At 62.3% G+C, this 26,233-nt stretch carries 22 protein-coding genes and 1 pseudogene; 17 read left to right on the forward strand and 6 right to left on the reverse strand.

From position 1 onward, the window contains the following. Positions 1–35 precede the first annotated feature (35 nt). The 8 genes from AC1PUL_RS19895 (at position 36) to AC1PUL_RS19930 (ending at position 8,572) form a co-directional block, all read left to right on the forward strand. The gene (locus AC1PUL_RS19895) at positions 36–3,032 is read left to right on the forward strand and encodes a 2-oxoglutarate dehydrogenase E1 component (RefSeq protein ID WP_480465734.1); all 2,997 of its coding nucleotides are present in this window, start codon (positions 36–38) and stop codon (positions 3,030–3,032) included. A 57-nt stretch (positions 3,033–3,089) separates the two neighbouring features. Then, positions 3,090–4,322 (forward strand): 2-oxoglutarate dehydrogenase complex dihydrolipoyllysine-residue succinyltransferase, encoded by a 1,233-nt coding sequence (gene odhB / locus AC1PUL_RS19900; protein ID WP_480465735.1) that lies wholly within the window; start codon positions 3,090–3,092, stop codon positions 4,320–4,322. A gap of 12 nt (positions 4,323–4,334) precedes the next feature. After that, entirely contained in the window at positions 4,335–4,748 is a 414-nt protein-coding gene (locus tag AC1PUL_RS19905; protein WP_480465736.1) for an MAPEG family protein, read from the forward strand. An 8-nt stretch (positions 4,749–4,756) separates the two neighbouring features. Next, the gene (locus AC1PUL_RS19910; protein ID WP_480465737.1) at positions 4,757–5,251 is read left to right on the forward strand and encodes a hypothetical protein; all 495 of its coding nucleotides are present in this window, start codon (positions 4,757–4,759) and stop codon (positions 5,249–5,251) included. Further along, entirely contained in the window at positions 5,248–5,997 is a 750-nt protein-coding gene (locus tag AC1PUL_RS19915) for an SDR family oxidoreductase (RefSeq protein WP_480465738.1), read from the forward strand. Before AC1PUL_RS19910 ends, AC1PUL_RS19915 begins: the two co-directional genes overlap by 4 nt. A 25-nt stretch (positions 5,998–6,022) precedes the next feature. Then, positions 6,023–7,429 carry a dihydrolipoyl dehydrogenase gene (lpdA, locus tag AC1PUL_RS19920; RefSeq protein ID WP_480465739.1) on the forward strand — a complete coding sequence of 469 codons (1,407 nt, stop codon included), beginning with the start codon at positions 6,023–6,025 and terminating at the stop codon, positions 7,427–7,429. A gap of 125 nt (positions 7,430–7,554) precedes the next feature. Continuing rightward, positions 7,555–8,055 (forward strand): cytochrome b, encoded by a 501-nt coding sequence (locus AC1PUL_RS19925; protein ID WP_480465740.1) that lies wholly within the window; start codon positions 7,555–7,557, stop codon positions 8,053–8,055. A 16-nt stretch (positions 8,056–8,071) separates the two neighbouring features. After that, a complete protein-coding gene (locus tag AC1PUL_RS19930; RefSeq protein ID WP_480465741.1) occupies positions 8,072–8,572 on the forward strand; it encodes a DUF2867 domain-containing protein in 501 nt (166 codons plus the stop codon). Here AC1PUL_RS19930 and AC1PUL_RS19935 read toward each other — a convergent pair. Both AC1PUL_RS19935 and AC1PUL_RS19940 read right to left on the reverse strand, forming a co-directional pair. After that, positions 8,553–9,642, reverse strand: a pseudogene (locus tag AC1PUL_RS19935) (TraB/GumN family protein). The gene AC1PUL_RS19930 and the pseudogene AC1PUL_RS19935 sit on opposite strands and share 20 nt — an antisense overlap. A 90-nt stretch (positions 9,643–9,732) precedes the next feature. Beyond that, positions 9,733–10,656 carry a tyrosine recombinase XerC gene (locus AC1PUL_RS19940; RefSeq protein ID WP_480465742.1) on the reverse strand — a complete coding sequence of 308 codons (924 nt, stop codon included), beginning with the start codon at positions 10,654–10,656 and terminating at the stop codon, positions 9,733–9,735. Positions 10,657–10,796: 140 nt separating this feature from the next. Here AC1PUL_RS19940 and AC1PUL_RS19945 point away from each other — a divergent pair, with 140 nt between their 5' ends. The 8 genes from AC1PUL_RS19945 to AC1PUL_RS19980 all read left to right on the forward strand — a co-directional run bounded on the left by AC1PUL_RS19945 (position 10,797) and on the right by AC1PUL_RS19980 (position 19,698). After that, a complete protein-coding gene (locus AC1PUL_RS19945; protein ID WP_480465743.1) occupies positions 10,797–11,696 on the forward strand; it encodes a GNAT family N-acetyltransferase in 900 nt (299 codons plus the stop codon). 60 nt (positions 11,697–11,756) lie between these two features. Further along, entirely contained in the window at positions 11,757–13,970 is a 2,214-nt protein-coding gene (locus AC1PUL_RS19950; protein ID WP_480465744.1) for a primosomal protein N', read from the forward strand. A 112-nt stretch (positions 13,971–14,082) separates the two neighbouring features. Beyond that, positions 14,083–14,466: an AGROH133_08824 family phage infection protein gene (locus tag AC1PUL_RS19955; protein WP_480465745.1), complete on the forward strand. Its 384-nt coding sequence runs from the start codon at positions 14,083–14,085 to the stop codon at positions 14,464–14,466. 263 nt (positions 14,467–14,729) lie between these two features. Further along, positions 14,730–15,296, forward strand: a complete 567-nt coding sequence (locus AC1PUL_RS19960) for a F0F1 ATP synthase subunit delta (RefSeq protein ID WP_480465746.1) — start codon at positions 14,730–14,732, stop codon at positions 15,294–15,296. Then, the gene (gene atpA, locus AC1PUL_RS19965) at positions 15,296–16,825 is read left to right on the forward strand and encodes a F0F1 ATP synthase subunit alpha (RefSeq protein ID WP_480465747.1); all 1,530 of its coding nucleotides are present in this window, start codon (positions 15,296–15,298) and stop codon (positions 16,823–16,825) included. Before AC1PUL_RS19960 ends, atpA begins: the two co-directional genes overlap by 1 nt. 29 nt (positions 16,826–16,854) lie before the next feature. After that, entirely contained in the window at positions 16,855–17,733 is an 879-nt protein-coding gene (locus tag AC1PUL_RS19970) for a F0F1 ATP synthase subunit gamma (RefSeq protein WP_480465748.1), read from the forward strand. A gap of 24 nt (positions 17,734–17,757) precedes the next feature. Further along, positions 17,758–19,221 carry a F0F1 ATP synthase subunit beta gene (gene atpD / locus AC1PUL_RS19975; RefSeq protein WP_480465749.1) on the forward strand — a complete coding sequence of 488 codons (1,464 nt, stop codon included), beginning with the start codon at positions 17,758–17,760 and terminating at the stop codon, positions 19,219–19,221. A 69-nt stretch (positions 19,222–19,290) separates the two neighbouring features. After that, entirely contained in the window at positions 19,291–19,698 is a 408-nt protein-coding gene (locus AC1PUL_RS19980) for a F0F1 ATP synthase subunit epsilon (RefSeq protein WP_480465750.1), read from the forward strand. Positions 19,699–19,765: 67 nt separating this feature from the next. On the opposite strand, the gene AC1PUL_RS19985 is transcribed toward AC1PUL_RS19980, so the two are convergent. The 4 genes from AC1PUL_RS19985 to AC1PUL_RS20000 form a co-directional block, all read right to left on the reverse strand. Next, the gene (locus AC1PUL_RS19985) at positions 19,766–21,385 is read right to left on the reverse strand and encodes a GMC family oxidoreductase (protein ID WP_480465751.1); all 1,620 of its coding nucleotides are present in this window, start codon (positions 21,383–21,385) and stop codon (positions 19,766–19,768) included. Between the two features lie 9 nt (positions 21,386–21,394). Continuing rightward, complete coding sequence (locus AC1PUL_RS19990) at positions 21,395–22,612, reverse strand: mandelate racemase/muconate lactonizing enzyme family protein (RefSeq protein WP_480465752.1); 1,218 nt, start codon at positions 22,610–22,612, stop codon at positions 21,395–21,397. Between the two features lie 42 nt (positions 22,613–22,654). Continuing rightward, positions 22,655–24,079 (reverse strand): aldehyde dehydrogenase family protein, encoded by a 1,425-nt coding sequence (locus tag AC1PUL_RS19995; protein ID WP_480465753.1) that lies wholly within the window; start codon positions 24,077–24,079, stop codon positions 22,655–22,657. A gap of 101 nt (positions 24,080–24,180) precedes the next feature. After that, complete coding sequence (locus AC1PUL_RS20000) at positions 24,181–25,107, reverse strand: LysR substrate-binding domain-containing protein (RefSeq protein WP_480465754.1); 927 nt, start codon at positions 25,105–25,107, stop codon at positions 24,181–24,183. A 169-nt stretch (positions 25,108–25,276) separates the two neighbouring features. Here AC1PUL_RS20000 and AC1PUL_RS20005 point away from each other — a divergent pair, with 169 nt between their 5' ends. Then, complete coding sequence (locus tag AC1PUL_RS20005) at positions 25,277–26,209, forward strand: L-lactate dehydrogenase (RefSeq protein ID WP_480465755.1); 933 nt, start codon at positions 25,277–25,279, stop codon at positions 26,207–26,209. The last annotated feature ends 24 nt before the right edge of the window (positions 26,210–26,233 follow it).

Here is a 26,233-nt window from a genome sequence, read left to right on the forward strand (position 1 = left end):
AGTCGGGAGGCGAGCCGAGACGCTCGCGAAACACCATGGGTAGGCAAGAAGCCAACGAGCAGTTTCTGATCACGTCCTTCCTCGACGGATCGAATGCGGCCTATATCGAACAGCTTTACGCACGCTATCAGGAAGACCCCTCCTCGGTCTCCGACGAGTGGCGTGCCTTCTTCAAGGCACTCGCCGACAATCCCGGTGACGTGAAGAAGGCGGCATCGGGCGCCTCCTGGAAGCGCAAGAACTGGCCGATCGCCGAGGGAGGCGATCTCGTCCATGCGCTCGACGGCAACTGGGGCGTGGTCGAGAAGGCCATCGAAAAGAAGGTTCAGGCCAAGGCTGAAGCCACCGCCGCTTCGACCGGCAAGGCCGTGTCCGAGGCCGAAGTGCTGCAGGCAACGCGCGATTCGGTTCGCGCCATCATGATGATCCGCGCCTATCGCATGCGCGGTCACCTGCATGCCAAGCTTGACCCGCTTGGTCTCGCCGCCCCGGTCGAGGACTACAACGAGCTCTCGCCGTCTGCCTATGGCTTCACCGAAGCCGATTACAGCCGCAAGATCTTCATCGACAACGTGCTGGGTCTGGAATACGCCACGATCCCGCAGATGCTCGATATCCTGCAGCGCACCTATTGCTCGACGCTCGGCGTCGAGTTCATGCATATCTCCAATCCGGAAGAAAAGGCCTGGATCCAGGAGCGCATCGAGGGTCCTGGCAAGGGCGTCGAATTCACGCCGAACGGCAAGAAGGCCATCCTCCAGAAGCTGATCGAGGCCGAAGGCTTCGAGCAGTTCATTGACGTCAAGTACAAGGGCACCAAGCGCTTCGGCCTTGACGGCGGCGAATCGCTGATCCCGGCGCTGGAGCAGATCATCAAGCGCGGTGGCCAGGAAGGCATGGAAGAAATCGTTCTCGGCATGGCCCATCGTGGTCGCCTGAACGTGCTCTCCCAGGTCATGGGCAAGCCGCATCGTGCCATCTTCCACGAGTTCAAGGGCGGTTCGTTCAAGCCCGATGAAGTCGAAGGCTCGGGCGACGTGAAGTATCACCTCGGCGCTTCCTCGGACCGCGAGTTCGACGGCAACAAGGTGCATCTGTCGCTGACGGCAAACCCGTCGCACCTCGAAATCGTCAACCCTGTCGTCATGGGCAAGGCCCGTGCAAAGCAGGACCAGCTCGCCAAGGTCTTCGACGGCGACATCATCCCGCTGAAGGAGCGCGCCAAGGTTCTGCCGCTGCTCCTGCATGGTGATGCGGCCTTTGCCGGCCAGGGCGTCGTTGCTGAAATCCTCGGCCTGTCCGGTCTGCGCGGTCACCGCGTCGCCGGCACGATGCACTTCATCATCAACAACCAGATCGGCTTCACCACCAATCCGGCCTTCTCGCGCTCGTCGCCCTATCCGTCCGACGTCGCCAAGATGATCGAAGCGCCGATCTTCCACGTCAATGGTGACGATCCGGAAGCCGTCGTCTACGCGGCCAAGGTCGCGACCGAATACCGGATGAAGTTCCACAAGCCTGTCGTCGTCGACATGTTCTGCTATCGCCGCTTCGGTCACAACGAAGGCGACGAGCCGAGCTTCACCCAGCCGAAGATGTACAAGGAAATCCGCGCCCACAAGACGGTCGTCCAGCTTTATGGCGAGCGTCTGATCGCGGAAGGCCTGATCTCGGAAGGCGAACTCGAGAAGATGAAGGCCGACTGGCGCGCCCATCTCGAGCAGGAATTCGAAGCAGGCCAGAGCTACAAGCCGAACAAGGCCGACTGGCTGGATGGCGCCTGGTCGGGTCTCAGGACCGCCGACAATGCCGACGAGCAGCGTCGCGGCAAGACCGCCGTGCCGATGAAGCAGCTGAAGGAAATCGGCCGCAAGCTGTCGACCATTCCGGAAGGTTTCAAGGCGCACCGCACGATCCAGCGCTTCATGGAAAATCGTGCACAGATGATCGAGACCGGCGAAGGCATCGACTGGGCCATGGGCGAAGCGCTCGCCTTCGGTTCGCTGTGCGTGGAAGGCCACAAGATCCGTCTGTCCGGCCAGGATTGCGAACGCGGCACCTTCTCGCAGCGTCACTCGGTTCTCTACGATCAGGAGACCGAAGACCGCTACATCCCGCTCGCCAATCTGGCACCCAACCAGGCTCGCTACGAAGTCATCAACTCGATGCTGTCGGAAGAGGCCGTGCTCGGCTTCGAATATGGCTATTCGCTGGCCCGTCCGAATGCGCTGACGCTCTGGGAAGCCCAGTTCGGCGACTTCGCCAACGGTGCACAGGTCGTCTTCGACCAGTTCATCTCGTCGGGTGAGCGCAAGTGGCTGCGTATGTCCGGTCTCGTCTGCCTCCTGCCGCACGGCTATGAAGGTCAGGGTCCGGAGCATTCGTCCGCCCGCCTTGAGCGCTTCCTGCAGCTCTGTGCCGAAGACAACATGCAGGTCGCCAACGTCACGACGCCGGCGAACTACTTCCACATCCTGCGCCGTCAGGTGAAGCGCGACTTCCGCAAGCCGCTGATCATGATGACGCCCAAGTCGCTGCTGCGCCACAAGCGTGCAACGTCGAGCCTTGCCGAAATGGCCGGCGAAAGCTCGTTCCACCGTCTGCTGTGGGACGATGCCGAGGTCATAAAGGACGGCCCGATCAAGCTGCAGAAGGATGCGAAGATCCGTCGTGTCGTCATGTGCACGGGCAAGGTCTATTACGATCTGCTCGAAGAGCGCGAAAAGCGCGGCATCGACGACATCTACCTGCTGCGCATCGAACAGCTCTATCCCTTCCCGGCCAAGGCGCTCATCAACGAGCTCAGCCGCTTCCGCAATGCGGAGATGGTCTGGTGCCAGGAAGAGCCGAAGAACATGGGCGCCTGGTCGTTCATCGATCCGTATCTGGAATGGGTGCTTGCCCATATCGACGCCAAGTACCAGCGTGTGCGCTACACCGGTCGTCCGGCTGCCGCCTCGCCGGCAACGGGCCTGATGTCCAAGCACCTCGCCCAGCTCGAAGCCTTCCTCGAGGACGCACTGGGCGGTTGATCCGCCCAGTCTTTCCCTCGCAGACCGTAACGTTCTCTGATCAACGGAATTGAGATCATGGCCACTGAAATCCGCGTACCCACCCTCGGCGAATCCGTCAGCGAAGCCACTGTCGGCACCTGGTTCAAGAAGGTCGGTGACACCGTCAAGGCCGACGAACCGCTCGTCGAACTGGAAACCGACAAGGTGACCGTCGAAGTCCCGTCGCCGGTCTCCGGCGTCCTGACCGAAATCGTCGCCCAGAATGGCGAGACCGTCGGTCTCGGCGCTCTGCTCGGCCAGATCGCCGAAGGTGCTGCCGGTTCTGCCGGTGCCGCAGCTCCGGCTCCGGCCGCAGCCCCTGCTGCCGCCCCGGCACCTGTCGCCGCTGCCGCTCCGGCGCCTGCTGCTACCTCTTCCATGCCGGCCGCCCCGGCGGCTGCCAAGCTTGCTGCCGACAACAACATCTCGACCGCCGACGTCGACGGCTCCGGCAAGCGTGGCCAGGTGCTGAAGGGCGACGTGATCGCTGCCATCGCCAAGGGCGTTTCCGCTCCGGCCCCGGCTGCCGCTCTGGCGGCTCCCCGTCCCGCCTCTTCGGCTGACGATGCCTCGCGCGAAGAGCGCGTGAAGATGACCCGCCTGCGCCAGACGATCGCCAAGCGCCTCAAGGACGCCCAGAACACGGCTGCCATGCTGACCACCTATAATGAGGTGGACATGAAGGCGGTCATGGACCTGCGCAACCGCTACAAGGACATCTTCGAGAAGAAGCATGGCGTGAAGCTCGGCTTCATGGGCTTCTTCACCAAGGCAGTGACCCATGCGCTCAAGGAACTGCCGGCCGTTAACGCCGAAATCGACGGCACCGACATCATCTACAAGAACTACTGCCACATCGGCGTCGCCGTCGGCACGGACAAGGGCCTGGTCGTTCCGATCGTACGCGATGCCGACCAGATGTCGATCGCCGAAATCGAGAAGGAAATCGGTCGCCTCGGCAAGGCAGCCCGTGACGGTCAGCTGTCGATGGCCGACATGCAGGGCGGCACCTTCACCATCTCCAACGGTGGCGTTTACGGCTCGCTGATGTCCTCGCCGATCCTGAATGCTCCGCAGTCGGGTATCCTCGGCATGCACAAGATCCAGGACCGTCCGGTCGTCGTCGGCGGCCAGATCGTCATCCGTCCGATGATGTATCTCGCGCTCTCCTACGATCACCGCATCGTCGACGGCAAGGAAGCCGTCACCTTCCTCGTTCGCGTCAAGGAAAGCCTTGAGGATCCGGAACGTCTGGTTCTCGATCTCTAAGGAGACCTCACGATGGAGCCGGTACCCGCGTCCGCCTCTCCGCTCGTCATGCTCCTTGCCTGGAGCGTGGTCCTGCTGGTTGCCCATGTCCTATTGCAGGGCGTGCTGGCAACCAAGGAGTTGGGGCAGGAGTGGAATGCCGGCCCTCGTGACGACAACAAGCAACCGGCGGGCAAGCTCGCCGGTCGCGCGGCGCGTGCCTCCTCGAATTTTCGCGAAACCTATCCGGCCTTCGTCGCCCTTGCCGCCGGGCTGCTCTTCACGGGCGAGACATCGGGTCTCGGCTTCGTCGGTGCGATCATCTGGTTCGTCGGCCGCATCGTCTACTACCCGCTCTACCTCGCCGGTATTCCCTATATCCGCTCGCTTGTCTGGCTCGGGGCCATGGCCGGTCTCGGCCTGATGTTCCTCGCGCTGGTGTTTTGAGGTGGATCATGGGCGCGTCATCAGGGGCAACCGTTCTTCTTGCCGCGCTTGCGTTCTCTCAGGCGGCGTCTGCCGCTGAGTGCCTGATCGAGAAAGCCACCTATCGCGAAGCCGAAACCGGGGTCGAGCTTGTGTTTGCCGCCGCCAGCGGCGAAAACACGCCCGTCACCCATGGCTTCCGCAGCGAGATCGGCAAGTTCAAGCTCAACGGCCATGTGCTCTACGATCCCGAGATCGAGCGGCCGATCGGCATGCTGATGAACAATTGCCCCGATGGTGACGTGACCGGTGCGACCATTGCCGCCTGCACCGTCTGGAAGGGTATCGTCTACGCCGTTGATGAAACAACTGGTCATGTCGACCTTCTCCCGCCTGAGGGTGCTAGCGCCCCCGATGTTCTTCTCCTTCCCGGCTTCGGCCCCGCCATCCTGCAGTCGGTTGTCGGCAAGGGCATGGAAAGCGCGCCCTGGGATGTGTTCGAGTTCAAGGGATGCGCGTCATGACCAGCCGTCCGCTTCTTCTCGTCACCGGCGGCAGTCGCGGCATCGGCGCTGCCATCTGCCGCAAGGCCGCAGCGCAGGGCTATGACCTCATCATCAACTATCGTTCGGACAAACAGGCCGCTGAGGCCGTTGCCGCCGACTGCCGCGCGCTCGGCGCCGGTGCCGAAATCGTCCGTGGCGACACCGCTGACGAAGAGGGCATTGCCGCGATCTTCGCCGCCGTTGACCGTCTGGGACCGCTCTTTGGCCTCGTCAACAATGCCGGCGTGGTCGATGTCACGGCGCGGGTCGAGGAATTCGACCGGGCGCGGCTAGACCGCATGTTCGCCGTCAATGTCATCGGCAAGATCCGCTGTGCCACGGAAGCGGTGAAGCGCATGTCGACGAAGCATGGCGGCAAGGGTGGGGTGATCGTCAACATCTCCTCCATGGCCGCCGTGATCGGCAGTGCCTCGCAATATGTCGACTATGCCGCCGCCAAGGCTGCGGTGGATACCTTCACTGTCGGCTTGTCTCGCGAGGTCGCGACCGAAGGCATCCGGGTCAATGCTGTCAGGCCCGGCATCATCGACACCGAAATCCATGCCTCCGGCGGCCTGCCGAACCGTGCCCGTGATCTCGCTCCCATCGTTCCGATGCAGCGCCCCGGTACGGCGGACGAAGTGGCCGACAGCGTTCTTTATCTCCTCTCGCCTCAGGCATCCTATGTGACGGGTGCCATCTTGAATGTCAGCGGCGGTCGGTAACCGTCGAAAACGAAGGAAGCTCCCCATGTCTTATGATGTCATCGTTATCGGCTCCGGCCCCGGCGGCTATGTCTGCGCCATTAAGGCGGCCCAGCTCGGCATGAAGGTTGCCGTCGTCGAGAAGCGCGCCACCTATGGTGGCACCTGCCTCAACATCGGCTGCATCCCGTCCAAGGCCCTGCTGCACGCGTCGGAAGTCTTCCACCATGCCGCCCATGGCATGGGCGATCTCGGTGTCGAAGTCGGCGCACCGACGCTGAACCTGCCGAAGATGATGGCGCACAAGGACGCGACCGTGAAGTCGAACGTCGAGGGCGTCGCCTTCCTGTTCAAGAAGAACAAGATCGACGGCATCCAGGGCACCGGCAAGATCCTCGGCGCCGGCAAGGTGCAGGTCACCAATGACGCCGGCGAAGTCCAGGTCCTCGAAACCAAGAACATCGTGATTGCCACCGGCTCCGACGTTGCCGGCATCCCGGGCGTTGCAGTCGAGATCGACGAGAAGGTCATCGTGTCCTCGACCGGCGGTATCGCACTCGAGAAGGTGCCCGCCAAGATGATCGTTGTCGGCGGCGGTGTCATCGGCCTCGAGCTCGGCTCTGTCTGGTCGCGCCTCGGCGCCAAGGTGACGGTCGTCGAATATCTCGACACGATCCTCGGCGGCATGGACGGCGAAGTCTCCAAGCAGTTCCAGCGCATCCTGGCCAAGCAGGGAATGGAATTCAACCTCGGCGCCAAGGTCACCGGCGTGGTCAAGTCGGGTGATGGCGCCAAGGTCACGTTCGAGCCGGTCAAGGGCGGCGAAGCCCAGACGCTCGACGCCGACGTCGTGCTCGTCGCCACCGGCCGCAAGCCTTACACCGCAGGTCTCGGCCTCGAAGAAGCCGGCGTTGCGCTTGATAACCGTGGCCGCGTTGAAATCGACGGTCACTACCGCACCAATGTTGCCGGCATCTATGCCATCGGCGACGTGGTCAAGGGTCCGATGCTCGCCCACAAGGCGGAGGACGAGGGTGTGGCACTTGCCGAAATCCTTGCCGGCCAGCATGGCCATGTGAACTATGATGTCATCCCGGGTGTCGTCTACACCCAGCCGGAAGTCGCCTCTGTCGGCAAGACCGAGGAAGAGTTGAAGGCCGCAGGCGTCGCCTACAAGGTCGGCAAGTTCCCGTTCACGGCGAATGGCCGCGCCCGCGCCATGCTCGCCTCTGATGGCTTCGTCAAGGTTCTCGCCGACAAGGACACGGACCGCGTTCTCGGAGTGCACATCATCGGTCTCGGCGCAGGCGAAATGATCCACGAAGCCGCCGTGCTGATGGAATTCGGTGGTTCGTCGGAAGATCTGGGCCGCACCTGCCACGCACATCCGACCATGTCGGAAGCCGTGAAGGAAGCCGCACTCGCGACCTTCTTCAAGCCGCTGCATATGTGATGCTGCTGACCTGACATAGGTCAAATATTATATTTCGGTAAGGTTGAAGGCCGTCGCTTGTTCCGCAAGTGGCGGCCTTTATCATGTGGCGATGCCTCCCTTTGCTCCTCCCGAAAGGCAAGATCATGGCCCATGTCGCACCCGCGTCCTATTCGATCCCGCAAAAGGCCCTGCATTGGCTGATGGTCCTGCTCATCCTGTTCAACCTCATCTTCTCGGATGCGATGGAGGAAGTGGCCGAAGCCTATGAACGCGGCGAGGTGCCTTCACCTGAGAACCTGACCTTCGCCAATATCCATGCCTATGCGGGGATCGCCGTACTCTGTCTCGGGCTCGTTCGTCTTGCCATCCGGCTGACCCGTGGCGCGCCGCCGGCGCCGACCGAGGAGCCGCCACTTCTGCAGCTCGCCGCCAAGCTTGCACATGGGACCTTCTATGCTCTTTTCTTCCTCATCCCGCTGAGCGGCATCGGCGCCTACTACTTCGGCAACGACACAGCCGGCTTTGTGCATGGCGGACCGCTGAAAAGCCTGATGTGGCTTTTGATCGCAGTGCACATCATCGCGCTTCTGGTACACCAGTTCTACTGGAAGACGCCGGTTGCGACGCGCATGACGCGAGGGTGACGGCAAGGGAGGACGGATGGGTCTCGTCGTTGAACAGCGTGTCACGCTTCCGCATCCCGACCTCCCCGAAGCCGACTGGGCCGACAGCTACAGTGTCCGCCTCGATCGAAACGATCTTGTGCCCATGGAGGTTGCGAGTGAGTTGATGGGGCGGGCGCCGCGCTGGGTCGGCGTTCTGCTCAAGATCCGCAACGTGATCGTCGGTTTTTTCGGATTGAAATCCGCCGAGCTTGAGCTGACGGGCCAGGACAGGATCGGTGGCTTTCCGGTTCTGACGCACGACGACCGGCACGTGCTGCTCGGCTTCAATGACAAACATCTCGATTTCCGGATAATTGTTACTGTCGAGCCGGAGGGCGTCCGTCATCAGCATGTGTCGCTGACGACACTTGTTCAGCGCCACAATCTCTTCGGCCGGCTCTACATCCTCGTCGTCACGCCGTTCCACAAGCTGATCGTGAAGACATTTCTGAAGCGTTTTGCCGCTTCAAGAGGTCTCAGCCGTCGATCCGCGTGACGGTATATCCCTGTTTGCGGATCAGTTCGACGAGACCTTCCTCGCCCGGCAGATGCAGGGCACCGACGGCGATGAAGGCATTGCCCTTTTCCAGATGGCTCTTGCTGCCTTCGGCCATCACAAGGTTGCGGTCGCGTACGATCCGGGTCTCGAAGGCGGCATAGGCGCTTTCGTCATCGCCGGATGTCGGGGCGACGGCCTTGAGCATCGGCATGGTCATGCCGATGTCACCCGCGAGATAAAGCTCGGTCATCGTCTCGATGACGTCTTCCATCTTGTCGCCGAGGGCAATCGTCTCGATCAGTGCCTTGAAGTGGAAATCAACAGGCAGGTCCGACATGGCTTCGAGCTGTTCAACGAGGGTTTCCAACCCGGCGACCGGCTTGCCGGCCTTTACCGCATCTTCCGCGATCTGCTTGTCGAGGAAGGATGCCCCGGCTGCCTTGCGCGACAGTTCGCAGGCGGGAAGCGCCACGAAGCTTGCCAGGATCCATGGTTTCATCCGGGCGACGGCGCCCAGTGCCAGGCCGCGCTCCTTCAGGCCGGCTTCCAGTTTTTCCAGTTCTGCGGCATTGAGATGGTCCTTCACCGACTTGCCGTCTGTGAACATGGTGAGTTCGGGATGCATCAGGAGAGAGGCGGCCGCCTTTTTCTCGTCGAGGATTTCATCAGAACTCGATGACCACCACATCGGCTGCGGCTGCCGCCTCGCGGGCACCCTTCGGCATGGTCAGAACCCGGGGATCGGTGACATGCATGGTGCCGAGCAGGTAGGAGGGCTTCAGACCCTCCTTCTCGACCTTCCAGAAAATGCCCTGGCCATTCGGCATCTTGGCCGCTTCAGCGCGGATCTTCGCGAGCTCTTCCGGCTTTTCCTTCTCCATCGCGACGAGCAGGTTCTCACCGTGGCAGGCCACATCGGAGGCACGCGCCGGGCTGGCCGCAAAAAGCGCCGAGAGCAAAAGGGCGACAAGCAGGAGTGGCAGCGCGCCGGCGATCCAGAGACCGATTTCAGATGGCGATAGGCGCGGCAGGTGTGGCCGCAGCGAGAAAAGGCGATGCGCGTTCATGTCGTCTCCTGTCAGAAGTCCGGAGAATAGAAGCGATCGCCCTCACGTTCGATTAAGGATCTTGGTTAACGCGGGCGGGATCGGCTCTCGTCACGCGCGGGGATGGGCGCGGTCGTAGATGTCGAGGAGCCGTGCGCTGTCGACGCCGGTATAGATCTGCGTTGTCGACAGGCTCGCATGGCCGAGCAGTTCCTGGATCGTCCTCAGGTCCCCGCCGCTGCCCAGAAGGTGGGTCGCAAAGGAATGGCGAAGCGCATGCGGGGTCGCCGTATCCGGCAGGCCCAGCGCCGAACGAAGCTTCTGCATTTCGCGCTGGATGATCGCCGGCTGCAGCGGACCACCTCGGGCACCCCGGAAGAGGGGCGCGCCGGGTTCGAGATGATAGGGGCAAAGGCCGTAATAGGTCTCGACTGCTTCCATGACGACGGGCAATAGCGGGACGAGCCGCGTCTTGCCGCCCTTGCCGGTGATGCGAAGGCTCTTCGGCCTGCCCTCAAAAACCTCAGGCGTCAGACCGAGCGCCTCGGAGATACGAAGACCGCAGCCGTAGAGCAGGGAGAGGACGGCTGCATCGCGCGCCGCGATCCAGGGCTCTTCATTCATCTGCGTGTCGACGGCGACCACGGCGAGCGCTTGGCGACCGCTGAGTGGCTTGGGCAAGGATTTTGGCTGCTTTGGCGATCGGATTGCGCTCGCACCCGCAGCATTGACCAGTCCCTTGCGCTCCAGATGGCGCAGGAACGATCGCAGGCCCGCAAGATGTCGGCCGAGCGAACGGGCGCCGGCCCCTTCCTTGCGGCGATGGGCAAGGAAGCCGCGCAGGTCTGCCGGGCGCAGCGCCTTGACGTCGTCGATCTTCACGGTGCCGCCGACATGGGCGGACAGGAATTGCAGGAATTGCCGCGTGTCGCGCTCATAGGCATCCAGCGTGTTGGCGGACAGGCGGCGCTCGGCGCCCAGGCTCTCCAGCCAGGCGGCACGTTCGCCGAGAAGTTTTTCGTCTGCCGGGATCAAATTGCGCGCCCTTTGCGTTTCTGGCTCTTGGTCACCCGGCTCACGATGGCGCGGGAGGGTTAACGAAAGACGAATGCCGGGGCTGTCATGAACGGATCACAAATCGCTGCCAGAACGCCTCTGGAACTCTGGCGAGGTATATGCTGATGCGCCGTTCTCCCGTCTCCACCTTTGCGACCGTCACCGACACGCTTTCGCTCCTGTCACAAGGTCGCCCGGGACACATCGTCGACACGCTGATTGCCGAGCGCGGGCAGAAGCTCGTCCAGCATCCGCTCTGGCCCGTCATGCGGCCCGTCCTTTACAGCGTTCTGCGCTATGACAAGGCGATCCAGTTTGCCAATGATGTCGCCAACCTGCCAGGCCCGCAGGTCTTCGATTATCTGAGTGCCGCCCTTAGCCTCGATATCCAGGTCCGGCATGCCGACCGCATTCCGTCATCCGGTGGCTTCATCCTGGTCAGCAATCATCCGACGGGGATCGCCGACGGGGTGGCAATGTATGACCTGCTGAAAGATCGTCGGCCCGACATGACCTTCTTCGCCAATCGCGATGCCGTGAGGGTCAATCCACGGCTTGCGGAAATCATCATACCCGTCGAATGGCGGGAGGAGCACAAGTCTAAGCTCAAGGCGCGCGAAACGCTGAAACTCACCACGCGGGCGGTGGAAGAGGGCAGGGCGACGGTACTGTTTCCGTCTGGCCGTATTGCATACTGGGATCAGGGCAGGCTCAACGAGCGGCCGTGGAAGACGTCTGCGATCTCGCTGGCGCGCAAATACAATCTGCCGATCCTGCCGGTGAACATGAAGGCGCGCAATTCCGGCCTGTTCTACTGGTTCGCCCGCTGGTCGACCGAGCTGCGCGACATGACCGTGTTCTACGAGCTTCTCAACAAGCGCGGCGGTCGCTTCGACTTTACCATCGGCAACCTCATTCCGGTCGAGGCGCTGGAGGGTGATCCGATGGACGTGACCCGAGCGCTGGAGGACTATACGGTCCATCAACTGCCTGCCGATCCCGACCGCAGTTTCCGCTGATCGCTCTCCTGACAGAAAGCCTGTTTTCTTTCTGTTCTTCCGGGGGCAAGTTGCAGCCCGATGAAGGACGATTCGAAAAGCCTGTTCGGAGAACTGTTCGAAACACCGCGCCGCAAGGTGGTGCCGGTGCTTGTTCCCATGCCAGCACCAACGGCCTACAGCTATGCCGTGCCGGATGGGTTGACGGTCGAGCCAGGCGCGATCGTGCAGGTGCCGCTTGGTCCGCGCCAGGTGATCGGCGTGGTCTGGGATGGCGGTGAGGACACATCCGTTGATCCGAAGAAGCTCCGGGAGATCACCAAGGTCTTCGATTGCCCGCCGCTCGACCAGGACATGCGCACCTTCCTCGATTGGGTCGCTGCCTATACACTTTCTCCGCCCGGCTATGTGGCCCGCATGGCGCTTCGGGCACCGGCAGCCTTCGATCCGGAGCCGATGATTGAGGGCCTGCGTTATGCCGGCTACCAGCCGGAACGGCTGACGCCGGCGCGGCAGAAGGTGCTGGAGATGGCGGCGGACGGTCTCTCTTGGACCAAAAGCGGGCTTGCTCATGCGAGTGGCGTCTCGACCAGCGTCATTGATGGTCTCGTCAAACAGGGCGTGTTTGAACAGGTCTTCCTGCCGCCTCCGCCGCTGGTCGCCGCTCCGGACCCTGATTATGCGGAGAACCGTCTTGCGGGTCCGCAGAAGGACGCCGCCGAAGAGATCCTCGACAGTCTGCGCAAGGGCGGCTTTGCCGTTTCCCTGATTGATGGCGTGACGGGCTCCGGCAAGACGGAGGTCTATTTCGAGGCGATTGCCGAGACGCTGAAACAGGGCAAGCAGGTGCTGATCCTGCTGCCGGAAATCGCGCTCACCGCCAATTTCCTCGAGCGTTTCCAGGATCGTTTCGGCTCCAAGCCTGGGGAATGGCATTCGGATCTTGCAACCCGCACCCGCGAAAAGGTCTGGCGTCAGGTGGCGACCGGCGAGATCCGCGTGGTGGCCGGTGCACGTTCAGCGCTCTTCCTGCCCTTCGAGAACCTCGGTCTGATCATCGTCGACGAAGAGCATGACCCCGCCTTCAAGCAGGAAGACCGCGTTTTCTATAATGCGCGGGACATGGCGGTCGTGCGGGCGCGCATTGCGGGATTTCCGGTCGTGCTGGTTTCGGCCACGCCTTCCGTGGAGAGCCAGGTGAACTGTATCGCCGGGCGCTATACGCGCATCCATCTGCCGACGCGCTTTGCCGATGCCGCGATGCCGGATCTGCATCTCATCGACATGCGGCGCTCACCGCCGGAGCGGGGAGGGTTCCTGTCGCCGGTGCTGCTGCGTTCCGTCGGCAAAGCGGTGGAGCGGGGCGAACAGGCGCTGCTCTTTCTCAATCGGCGCGGATATGCGCCACTGACGCTCTGCCGGGTCTGCGGCCACCGCTTCCAGTGCCCGCAATGTTCGAGCTGGCTGGTCGAGCACCGCTTTCGTGGTCAGATCCAGTGCCACCAGTGCGGCTATCACGAGCCGACGCCGAATGCCTGCCCGGAATGTGGGACGCTTGATCATCTTGTCGCCTGCGGTCCCGGTGTCGAGCGCATCGCCGAGGAGGTCGAGAAGCATTTTCCCGATGCCCGGACGCTTGTGCTGTCTTCCGATATCGGTGGGTTGAAGCGGCTCCGTCTCGAATTGGAAGCGATTGCCAACGGTGAGGCCGATATCGTCATCGGCACGCAGCTCGTCGCCAAGGGGCATAACTTCCCGCTGATGACGCTGGTCGGCATCATCGATGCGGATATTGGATTGTCGAATGGAGATCCACGGGCTGCCGAGCGCACCTTTCAGCTGCTGTCGCAGGTGACAGGCCGCGCCGGTCGTACCGGACGAAAGAGTCTTGGTCTGTTGCAGACCTTCCAGCCGCAGCATCCTGTTATGCAGGCCATCGTCTCGGGCGACGCCTCGGCCTTCTACGAAAGAGAGATCACCGAGCGTGAGCGCGCGCAGCTGCCGCCGTTCGGGCGTCTCGTTTCGATCATCGTCTCCGCCGACACCCGTGCGGAAGCCGAGGGGCATGCGCGCGGGCTGCGCCAGGCCGCACCACATGAAAGCGGGATTGCCATTCTGGGTCCCGCCGAAGCGCCGCTTGCCCTGATCCGCGGCCGTCACCGCTTCCGTTTGCTGGTCCATGGTCGCCGCAACAGCGATATGCAGGCCTTCGTCCGCAGCATGCTGGAACGCGGACCGAAGGAGCGCCGGTCGATCCAGGTGCAGGTGGATGTCGATCCGCAGAGCTTCCTCTGACGAATTCGCCCCGAATTTCGTCGAAGAGCTTCAGAAATAGGGCGCCCCAGCCATACCGTGTCGTCGAGATTCGTGTCATAAGCGCGCGGTTTGTTTCCAAGCGGGTAAATCCATGGAATTCTACTTCCCCACCGAACTCGGCGAGCAACTCGCCTTTCTTTCGGCCTCTGCAGCCGCCCTGATCGGATGCTTTATCCTCTTTGCACCGGGCATGACCCTGAAGGCGCTCGCGCTGGTGCCGGCCGAAGGCCGCCCCGAGGGACTGGGCGCCGCGCGCTCGATCGGCGGGTTGATTGTCGGGTTCTCCGGTACGGCACTGCTGCTGGCCCAGCCGACCGTCTATCTCGCCTTTGGAGCCGCTGCTGGCCTCTCGGTGTTTGCCCGCATCCTCTCCATAATGTCGGATCAGGGCGTCACCTGGCGCAATCTTCTCCTCCTGGTTGTGCAGGCGGTGATCGCCTCCCTCACGCTCGCCTATGTCTTTGGTCTGACTTGAAGATCGGTTTTCATGGGTCTGCGGCATTGATCTCGGCAATTTGACGCAGTTTCGGACAAAAAACGGCTCAAGGCCTTGCTCTCAAGGAGCAAACCGTTAATACGCGTGTTGCGAGTCTAGACCTGCTATGCTAGACGAACCGCGAAATTCGGAAAACGCAAGTGCAGCATGCTTGTGTTTTTGGGGAAAAACAAAACGATATCAGGAGCTTGAGAGGCCTCGCCCGAGGTGTCCGGCGCCCTGGATCCAGATCAGGGAATTTTTTGCCCGTGGCAGACGCATCCCAAGTGATTTCAGGCGTGGCGGAGCGTTACGCATCGTCGCTCTTCGAGCTTGCGCTCGAAGCCGGCACGATCGACGCCGTCGCTGCCGATCTCAACCGTTTCCAGGCGATGATCGACGAGAGCGACGATCTGAAGCGTCTGGTTCAGTCGCCCGTCTTCACGGCCGAAGACCAGGTTAAGGCCATCAGCGCAATCGGCGAAAAGGCCGGTTTGCATGCGCTGGTGTTGAACTTCCTGAAGGTCGTCGCAAGCAATCGCCGCCTGTTTGCCGTTCCTGGCATGGTGGCTGCCTATCGCCAGATCCTCGCCCGCCACAAGGGTGAGATGACGGCTGACGTCACCTCTGCTCACGCCCTTTCGGCAGAGCAGGAAACCGAACTGAAAGCGGCGCTGAAGGGCGTTACCGGCAAGGATGTGTCGATCTCCGTCACGGTCGATCCCTCCCTGCTCGGCGGCCTGATCGTCAAGATCGGCTCCCGCCAGATCGACACGTCTCTTCGCACCAAACTTTCCACCCTTAAGCTTGCACTGAAAGAGGTTGGCTGATGGATATCCGCGCCGCGGAAATTTCCGCAATTCTGAAAGATCAAATCAAGAACTTCGGCAAAGAGGCGGAAGTCTCTGAAGTTGGCCAGGTTCTGTCCGTTGGTGACGGTATCGCCCGCGTCTACGGCCTCGACAATGTTCAGGCCGGCGAAATGGTCGAATTCCCCGGTGGCATCCGCGGTATGGCGCTCAACCTCGAAGCCGACAATGTCGGTGTGGTTATCTTCGGTGCCGACCGTGGCATCAAGGAAGGCGATATCGTCAAGCGGACCGGCGCCATCGTCGACGTTCCGGTTGGTCCCGAGCTGCTCGGTCGCGTCGTTGACGCGCTTGGCAACCCGATCGACGGCAAGGGCCCGATCAACGCGACCCGCCGTTCGCGCGTCGACGTGAAGGCTCCGGGCATCATCCCGCGCAAGTCGGTTCATGAGCCGATGTCGACCGGCCTCAAGGCCATCGACGCCCTCATCCCGGTTGGCCGTGGTCAGCGCGAGCTGGTCATCGGTGACCGCCAGACCGGCAAGACCGCCATCATCCTGGACGCCTTCCTCAACCAGAAGGCCATCCACGACAACGGCCCCGAGAACGACAAGCTGTACTGCGTCTACGTCGCTGTCGGCCAGAAGCGTTCGACCGTCGCCCAGTTCGTGAAGGTCCTCGAAGAGCGCGGCGCTCTGCAGTACTCGATCATCATCGCCGCCACCGCATCTGACCCGGCTCCGATGCAGTATCTCGCACCGTTCGCCGGTTGCGCGATGGGCGAATACTTCCGTGACAATGGCCAGCATGCCCTGATCGCCTATGACGACCTGTCCAAGCAGGCTGTTGCTTACCGTCAGATGTCGCTTCTGCTGCGCCGTCCGCCGGGCCGCGAAGCTTATCCGGGCGACGTCTTCTACCTGCATTCGCGTCTGCTTGAGCGCGCCGCCAAGATGGGCGACGCTGCCGGTGCCGGCTCGCTGACCGCTCTGCCGGTCATCGAAACCCAGGGTAACGACGTTTCGGCCTTTATCCCGACCAACGTCATCTCGATCACCGACGGTCAGATCTTCCTTGAAACCGACCTGTTCTACCAGGGCATCCGTCCGGCCGTTAACGTCGGTCTGTCGGTTTCGCGCGTTGGTTCTGCCGCTCAGATCAAGGCGATGAAGCAGGTTGCCGGCTCGATCAAGGGTGAACTCGCCCAGTATCGCGAAATGGCCGCCTTCGCCCAGTTCGGTTCCGACCTCGACGCCGCCACTCAGCGCCTGCTGAACCGTGGTGCCCGTCTGACGGAACTCCTGAAGCAGCCGCAGTTCTCGCCGCTTAAGACGGAAGAACAGGTTTCGGTGATCTTCGCCGGCGTCAACGGCTACCTGGACAAGATCCCGGTCAACCAGGTCGGCAAGTTCGAGCAGGGCTTCCTTTCCTACCTCCGTTCGGAAGGCAAGGCGATCCTCGATGCGATCCGCGCCGACAAGGCGATCAGCGACGATACCAAGGGCAAGCTCAAGGCCGCCCTCGACACCTTCGCGAAGAACTTCGCCTAACTCAGGCTCAAGCCAAGGACGGATAACGGATGCCTTCACTTAAGGATCTGAAAAACCGGATCGCCTCCGTCAAGGCGACGCAGAAGATCACCAAGGCGATGAAAATGGTCGCTGCGGCGAAGCTGCGTCGTGCGCAGGAAGCGGCCGAGGCTGCCCGCCCGTACTCGCAGCGCATGGGTGTCGTCCTGGCCAACATCGCGCAAGCCGTGGGTTCGGACGACAGCGCACCGCGCCTGATGACTGGCACCGGCAAGGACGACGTGCATCTGCTCGTCGTCTGCACTGCCGAGCGTGGTCTGTGCGGCGGTTTCAACTCGTCGATCTCGCGTTTCGCCCGTGACCATGCGCGCAAGCTCCTGGCCCAGGGCAAGACGGTCAAGATCTTCTGCGTCGGCAAGAAGGGCTACGACAGCCTGCGCCGCGAATTTGCCGGCATGATCGTCGAGCGTATGGATCTGCGTGACGTGAAGCGTATCGGCTTCACCAATGCAGATGCCATCGGTCGCAAGGTCATCGGCATGTTCGAGCGTGGCGAGTTTGATGTCTGCACGCTGTTCTATTCCGAGTTCAAGTCGGTGATCAGCCAGATCCCGACCGCCCAGCAGATCATCCCGGCCGCTCCGGCCGAAGCTGCTCCGCAGGGTGGCGCATCTGCTCTCTACGAATACGAGCCGGATGCGGCTGGGATTCTTGAGGATCTCATCCCGCGCAATATCTCGGTTCAGATTTTCCGGGCCCTGCTCGAAAACGTTGCTGGTGAAATGGGCGCCAAGATGAGCGCCATGGACAATGCGACACGCAATGCCGGTGAGATGATCAACAAGCTGACGCTTTCGTACAACCGCCAGCGTCAGGCGCAGATCACCAAGGAACTCATTGAAATCATTTCGGGCGCGGAAGCGCTCTGAGGTTAAGGAAAGAGGGTAAGATAAATGGCTAAGGCAGCTACCCCCAAGTCTAAGGCGGTGAAGTCCGCAGCCGGTGCTCTCGGCAAGGTCACGCAGGTCATCGGCGCCGTTGTCGACGTCGCGTTCGAAGGCGAACTGCCCCCGATCCTGAACGCGCTGGAAACCGACAACGGCGGCAACCGCCTCGTTCTCGAAGTCGCGCAGCACCTCGGCGAAAACCAGGTCCGCACGATCGCCATGGACTCGACCGAAGGTCTCGTCCGCGGCCAGCCGGTCACCGACACGGGCGCTCCGATCTCGGTTCCGGTCGGTCCGGAAACGCTCGGCCGCATCATGAACGTTATCGGCGAGCCGGTTGACGAAGCCGGTCCGCTGGTCACCGAAGGCCGTCGCGCCATCCACCAGGAAGCCCCGGCTTACGTCGAGCAGTCGACCGAAGCCCAGATCCTGGTCACCGGCATCAAGGTCGTCGACCTTCTGGCTCCTTACGCCAAGGGCGGTAAGATCGGCCTGTTCGGCGGCGCCGGCGTTGGCAAGACCGTTCTGATCATGGAACTGATCAACAACGTCGCCAAGGCGCACGGTGGTTATTCGGTCTTCGCCGGTGTGGGTGAACGTACCCGCGAGGGCAACGACCTTTACCACGAAATGATCGAGTCCGGCGTTAACAAGCACGGCGGCGGCGAAGGCTCCAAGGCAGCCCTCGTTTACGGCCAGATGAACGAACCGCCGGGCGCCCGCGCACGCGTTGCTCTGACCGGTCTGACGATCGCTGAAGACTTCCGCGACAAGGGCCAGGACGTTCTGTTCTTCGTCGACAACATCTTCCGCTTCACCCAGGCAGGTTCGGAAGTGTCGGCTCTGCTCGGTCGTATCCCGTCGGCCGTTGGTTATCAGCCGACGCTCGCCACCGACATGGGTCAGATGCAGGAACGCATCACCACCACGACCAAGGGCTCGATCACCTCGGTTCAGGCCATCTACGTTCCCGCCGACGACTTGACCGACCCGGCTCCGGCCACCTCGTTCGCCCACCTGGACGCAACGACCGTTCTGTCGCGTTCGATCGCTGAAAAGGGTATCTACCCGGCCGTTGACCCGCTCGACTCGACCTCGCGCATGCTCGACCCGATGATCATCGGCGAAGAGCACTACGAAGTTGCTCGTAAGGTTCAGTCGACGCTGCAGCGCTACAAGGCCCTGCAGGACATCATCGCGATCCTGGGCATGGACGAACTGTCGGAAGACGACAAGCAGACCGTGGCCCGCGCTCGTAAGATCGAACGCTTCCTGTCGCAGCCGTTCTTCGTTGCCGAAGTCTTCACCGGTTCGCCGGGCAAGCTGGTTGCTCTCGAAGACACGATCAAGGGCTTCAAGGGCCTGGTCAACGGCGACTACGACCACCTGCCGGAAGCTGCCTTCTACATGGTCGGCTCCATCGAGGAAGCCATCGAGAAGGCCAAGCGCCTGGCTGCCGAAGCCGCCTAAGTATCGGGACTGCCGGCACGCGGGAAGCCTCGCGTGCCGCTCCATCCTTCATCAGAGAAGTGAACGACCATGGCCGACAATTTCAACTTTGAGCTCGTTTCGCCCGAGCGTCTTCTGCTCTCCGAACAGGTCAGCGAAGTCGTCATTCCGGCAACGGAAGGCGAAATGACCGTCATGGCCAATCATGCGCCGACCATGACGACCATCAAGCCGGGCGTGGTGACCGTGAAGCTCGCTTCCGGTCAGGTGTCCAAGTATGTGGTCTTCGGTGGTTTTGCCGACGTCTTGCCGACCGGCTGCACGCTGCTCGCTGAATCCGCCGTTCCGCTGGCCGAGATTTCGCCCGATACGCTGACAAAGCGCATCGACGAAGCCCGCAAGGAGCTGGAAGGTGTCGAGCATCACGAGCACCGCACCAAGCTTGAGCAGTACCTCGCCGAGCTCACCAACCTGAACGGCGTTCTCGTCGCCGCCTGATCGGCTGCTGACGACCGACACGAATTTGAGCCGGGCCCTCGGGTCCGGCTTTTTTCATGCCCTGATGTCAGGCGGAGGCAGCGTCTTCCAGGATCATCGCCGCACCCTTTTCGGCCACCATCATCGTCGGCGCGTTGATGTTGCCTGCCGTGATGTTCGGGAAGACAGAGGCATCGACGATCCGCAGCCCCGGCACGCCATGCACGCGGAGCCGAGCATCCACCACAGTTTCGCGGGGATCGCTGCCCATCGCGCAGGTGCCGCAGAGGTGATAGATGGAGCCGCTGTTAAGGCGGAAGTAGTCGAGCAACTTGTCGTCGCTGTCGACGGTCTTGGAAGGCGATACTTCCTCTTCCACCCAATCCGACAGCGCCTGGGCATCTGCGATCCGCCGCATCAACCGGCTGCCCTGCAGGACCTCCTCGATGTCCCGCGCCGTCGACAGGTAGTTCGGGCGGATCTGTGGAGCGTCTGCGGCATTGGGTGACGCGATGGTCACCGTCCCCTTGCTCGTCGGCCGGCAGGCATTGAAGGCGATCAGGAAGCCGGGATAGGGCTCGGGTGTCAGGCCGGCACGCGGATTGTCCGGAATGCGGTAGGAGAGCGGGTTGAAGTAAAGTTGGATGTTCGGCCTGATCTCCTCCGGCGAGCCCCGGAAGAAGCCGCCGGCCTGGTTGACGCTCATCGCAAAGGGGCCGCTGCGTTTCAACAGCCACATCAGGCCAAAGCGGGCCTGGCCAATGACACTGGCAAAATCGCCGTTCAGCGTCGGCTTCTTCGAGCGGTAGTAGAAGCTGGCGCAGAGATGGTCCTGAAGGTTCCTGCCGACGGCGGGCAGATGCTTGCGCGTTTCGATGCCCTGGGCAAACAGGGTTGCTCCATCGCCGAAGCCTGAAAGCTGCATCAGCTTGGGCGTGTCGACGGCCCCTGCCGCCAGGATCACCTCGCGGCGGGCGTTGAAGCGTCTCACCCGGCCATGCTGCATGACCTCGATGCCCGACACCCTGCCGTCGGTTTCGACCAGCAGACGCCGCGCATGGGCCTCGCGCTCGATCGTCAGGTTCGCTCGCTTGAGCGCCGGTCGCAGATACTCCGCGCTCGAATGCGAGCGCTGGCCGCGCCTTGTGTTGACGTCGTAGACGCCGGCGCCTTCGATCGTCGCGCCGTTGAAATCTTCGTTCAGCGGAATACCGAGCTCGTCACAGGCATCAAGAAAGGCGTCACTGACCGGATGCGTGGCGCCACGCATCTGGGTCACATGGATCGGGCCATTCGCGCCATGCCAGGGGCTCTCGCCACGGGCATGGGTCTCCAGCTTGCGGAAGTAGGGCAGCACGTCGTCGAAGCCCCAACCGGGATTGCCCGCGTCGCGCCAGTCGTCGAAATCCTGGCGCGCGCCGCGCACGAAGACCATGGCATTGATCGAGCCGGAGCCGCCCTGCACCTTGCCGCGCGGGGCGTAGATCCGTCGTCCGCCGAGATTGGGCTCGGGCTCGGTGCGGTACATCCAGTTGACCTTGGGATTGTAGTAGCTCTTGGCGTAGCCGACGGGGATCTTGAACCAGAAGGATTTGTCCTCGCCGCCGGCCTCGATCAGGAGCACGGTATGACGGCCGCTTTCGCTCAAGCGGCTGGCCACGATGCAGCCTGCGGAGCCTGCACCGACCACGATGAAATCGAAGATCATGGGATATCCTCAGCCCTTGGCCGGTGCGAAGGCCTTTACGTCGGCATGCTCCGCCGCCATCTGCAGATGCAGTCGTTCGCCGGTATAGGGCGTGTGCTTGGCGATGACCTCGTGGTTCAGTTCGATGCCGAGGCCCGGCTCGCGCGACGGAATGAGATAGCCGTCGTCGAAGCCGAGCTTCGCCTTCAGCACCTCGGCATGGAAACCGCCAAAATCCATGATCGCCTCGTGGATGAGGAAGTTCGGGCAGGTGGCTGCGAGCTGTATCGAGGCGGCGGCCCCGACCGGGCCGTTGTAGAGATGCGGCGCGATCTGCGCATAAAAGGACTCGGCCATCCCGGCGATCTTCTTCGCCTCCAGCAAGCCGCCGACGCGAGCGACATTCATCTGCAGGATGGAGGCAGAGCCAAGCTGCAATACTCTCTGGAATTCGTATTTCGTCGTCAGGCGCTCGCCCGTCGAGACGGGGATAGAAGTGGCGCGGGCGACTTCCGCCATCGCCGCTTCCTGGCCGGGCGGAACGGGCTCCTCGAACCAGAGCGGATCGTATTTCTCCAGCCGCTTGGCGAGACGGATCGCCGAAGAGGGGACCATCTGGCCATGGGTGCCGAAGAGGATGTCGGCCCGGTTGCCGATCGCATCACGGATCTTGCGGCAAAACTCCTCGCAGCGGTCCATGACCGGCAGCGACAGCTGGTGGCCGGAATAATTGGTATAGGGGCCGGCCGGATCGAATTTCAGCCCGGTAAAGCCGGCCTCGACCATGCGGATCGCCTCTTCGGCGGCGAGATCCGGATCGTTGTAGTCGTATTCCCCGGCTGAATTCTTCGGATAGAGATAGGTATAGGCGCGCAGCCTGTCGTGGACCGGGCCGCCGAGCAGATCGGCGACCGGCCGTCCCGCAGCCTTGCCGATGATGTCCCAGCAGGCGATTTCGAGACCGGAGATGATCCCGACCATGGTCGGGTCGGGCCGCTGGGTGAAGCCGCTCGAATAGGCCGCGCGCCAGAAGCGCTCGATCTGGTGCGGATCATGACCTTCGAGATAGCGGGTGAAGACGTCTTCGACGAGGACGGCGATGCCAGAGGGGTGGAAGGCGGTCGAATAGATTTCACCCACACCCTTGATGCCGCAGGCCGTCTCCAGCTCGACGAAGATCCAGTACATGCCGCCGATATGCGGTGCGGGCGTTGCGACAACGTGTGTCTTGAGCGAAGCGACTTTCATGGATGCCCCCGATGAAGAATTCTTGAGCCGGCTAATCGGCGATCAATGCTTGAGGATGACAAGGCGGGTCTGGGTGAATTCCAGCATGCCGTGCTTGCCGTCATCGCCGCCGAGGCCGGAGCGCTTCCAGCCGGCGTGGTAGCCCTGGTAGGGATCGGCCGGGAAGCGGTTGATGTAGAGCTCGCCCGCCTCGATTTCGTTCGCGGCCTTCATCACCTTGCGGTAGTTCTCGGTGAAGACGACGGAGGCGAGGCCGAACTGGTGGTCGCTTGCCATGTCCAATGCTGCGTCGAAATCGGTGTAGGGGATCACGGCAAGCACCGGGCCGAAGACTTCCTCCTGGACGATCTCCATGTCCTGGCGGCAGTCGGAGAGCAGCGTCGGCGGATAGAAATAGCCGTCGCCGGGCGGCAGAAATCCGCCCGTCTCGATGACGGCGCCATCGGCCTTGGCGCGTTCCACCATGTGATGGACGCGCAGGCGGGCTGCGGCATTGGCCAGCGGTCCCATGCGGCTCGGATCCTCGGCGCGATCGCCATAGTGACGACGTTCGAAGGCATCCTTGAGCTTGGCGAGAAGCGTGCCATGCACGGAGGCATGCACGTAAAGCCGCTCGACGGAGGTGCAGACCTGACCGCAATGGGCCGTCTTTGCCGCGAGCACGCTCCTTGTCACCACGTCAAGATCGGCATCCGGCTCGACGATGACCGGCGTCTTGCCGCCGAGTTCCAGCGAGGGCTTGGCGATATTGACCTTGCAGTAGTCCAGAACCGTCTGGCCGGCGGCGACGCTGCCGGTGAGGGTAATCATGCCGACCTCGCGGCGCGTCGCCATCACCTGGGCCACCTCGTGGCTCATGGCCATGATGCTGACCAGGCCTGCCGGAAGGTCTGCCTCCTGGATGGCTTCGGCGAAGACGAAGGCCGAAGTCGGTGTGTTGTTGCTGGGCCTGACGACCACGGCATTGCCGGTGATCAGGGCCGGTGCGATCTTGCGGACGAGCGTATAGATCGGGAAGTTGAAGGGGATCAGGCAGGCGACGACGCCGATCGGTGCCCGCTTCAGCATCAGCGTTTCATCCGGCGTGTCGCTCTCGATCACCTCGCCCTCGACGCGGCGCGCCCATTCGGCATGGTAGCGCATCAGCTCAACACCGTAGCCTGTTTCGGCCACGGCATCCTCGAGGCTCTTGCCGGATTCCTGCGCCAGTGCTGCGCCTATCCTCTGCTGATGCCGCTCAACGGCGTCGGCGAGCCTGCGCAGAGCATTGCCGCGTTCGATGGCCGGCAGGCGTCCCCAGGGCTTCTGGGCAACAGCGGCTGCCGTCACCGCCTCGATGACATCGGCTTCCGTCGCCGCCGTAACCGATGCAAAGACCTGGCCCTTGGCCGGGTTCTTCACCTCGATCGTCTGGCGGGCACCGGTTTCGCGAAAAGACCCGGCAATGAAGTTCTGGAAGGTGGTCATGGCAGGCGCTCCGGCAACGGACAGTCGCGCCAAGTAGGAAGTCGAGCTTGCCTCTTCGCAAGCGACTTATTGTCGGGTTGATCATTCCAAAAAGGAATGTTTCAGGCGCTGATCTGCTTCAGCGGTGGAAGCGAGCCTTCGCTGAGTTCGCGGCTCAGCCAGCGTCTGAGCGCCTCGACATGCGGCGACAGCGCCCGGTCGGTGCGTGTCACCAGCCAGTAGGATTCGTGCCCCTCCACCTCGACATCCAATACCTGTGTAAGCGCGCCCGTTTGCATCAGCGGTGCGACCATTGAGCGATCCGCAACCGCGACACCCAGCCCGTTGCAGGCGGCTTCGATGACGAGATCCAGCAGGTCGAATTCCAGTCCGCCTTGCGTGTCTGTTTCGGTGAGACCCGCCGCATCCAGCCAGCGCTGCCAGGTGAGATACCGCTGGTCGGCAGAGGCCAGCACATGCAGGAAGGTAAAGCGGGAGAGATCGATCGCTTCGCCATCCCGCATCCCTTCCATCAGGTATGGTGCACAGACGGCGATATGGCGTTCGGTAAACAGTCGTTCCGACTTGAGGCTCGGCCACTCGCCGTCGCCAAAACGTATGGCACAGTCGAGCATGCCGCGTTCGGAAAGATTGTCCTCGAGATCGGTGGTGATGCTGAGATCGACGTCGGGCAGGAAGGCCCTGAGGCTCATCAGTCGTGGCATCAGCCAGCGCTTGGCAAAGGTCGGCGGCACGTTGATCCTGAGACGGCGGAGATTGCTCTTCTCGCGAATGTTGCGAACGGTCATCTCGACCGTGTGGAAGGCCTGCTGCAGCGAGGCCAGCAGTTCTGCGCCAGACGGCGTCAGCTCCAGGTGATGATGCCGGCGAATGACGAGGGTTTCGCCCAGCTGTTCCTCAAGATTGCGCACCTGGCGGCTGACGGCGCTCTGGGTGAGGTTCAGCAATTCGGCAGCACGGGTGAAGCTGCGGGTCTGGCCGACCACCTCGAACACCTTCATCGCAGACAAGGCGGGCAGCCGTCTCATGATCCCTCAAACATCCCATTCAGAGCCTTGCCGCATTAAATCAGAGGCGAACATTATTCGCCATGCACATCTGACGCGAATGTGTCACGCTTTCCGCTATAGCAGGTTGATGGCATCGGGTGAGCGATGACATAAGGTTCAGGGTTTTGTGCATTCGGGGGAATTCAGCATGAAAGTCGGCATTGTGGGTGCGGGAATGGTCGGCAGTTCGGCGGGCTATGCGCTGGCGCTGATGGGGCTTGCGAGCGAGATTGTGCTTATCGACCGCAATGATGCGCTGGCGGTGGCGCAGGCCGAGGATATCGCCCATGCGGTGCCCTTCATGTCCTCGACCGTGGTGAATGCCGGTCAGTACCGCGATCTCGAAGGTGCCGGTGTCGTCATCCTCGCGGCCGGGGTCAGCCAGAAGCCGGGCGAAACGCGTCTGGAGCTCCTGGAGCGCAACGCTGCCGTCTTCCGTGCCGTGCTGGCCGAGGTGCTTCCGGTCGTGCCCGATGCCATCCTGCTGATCGCCTCCAATCCGGTCGACATCATGACCCAGATCACCACGCGTCTCTCCGGCATCGATCCGCGCCGGGTGATCGGCTCCGGTACCATCCTCGATACCGCGCGTTTCCGCAGTCTTGTCGGACGCCATCTCGGGATTTCGCCGCAGTCGGTGCATGCCTATGTGCTCGGTGAACACGGTGACAGTGAGGTTCTTGCCTGGACGAGTGCGCGCGCCGGCTCCGTGCCGCTGTCTTCCTTTGCCGCCCAGGTCGGGTCACCACTGACAGCGGAGGTGCGCGCCCAGATCGACGACGGCGTGCGCAACGCGGCCTACAAGATCATCAACGGCAAGGGTTCGACCTATTACGGGATCGGCGCCGGCCTTGCCCGCATCGTCAAGGCCATCGCGCGCGACCAGCGGGATGTCCTGTCTGTTTCCATCTCGACGCCCGAAGTTGCGGGTGTGCGCGATGTTGCTCTGTCCATCCCGCGGGTGGTGGGCGCGGACGGAGTGCTGGCGGATCTGTTCCCGGATCTCGATGATGCGGAATATGCGGCGTTGAACCGCAGCGCGTCGCTTCTGAAGGAACGAGCCGACGCCATTCCTTTGTAGGTAGCGCAGCCTATATGCTAGAAG

The organism is Rhizobium sp. P43, from assembly GCF_056730705.1.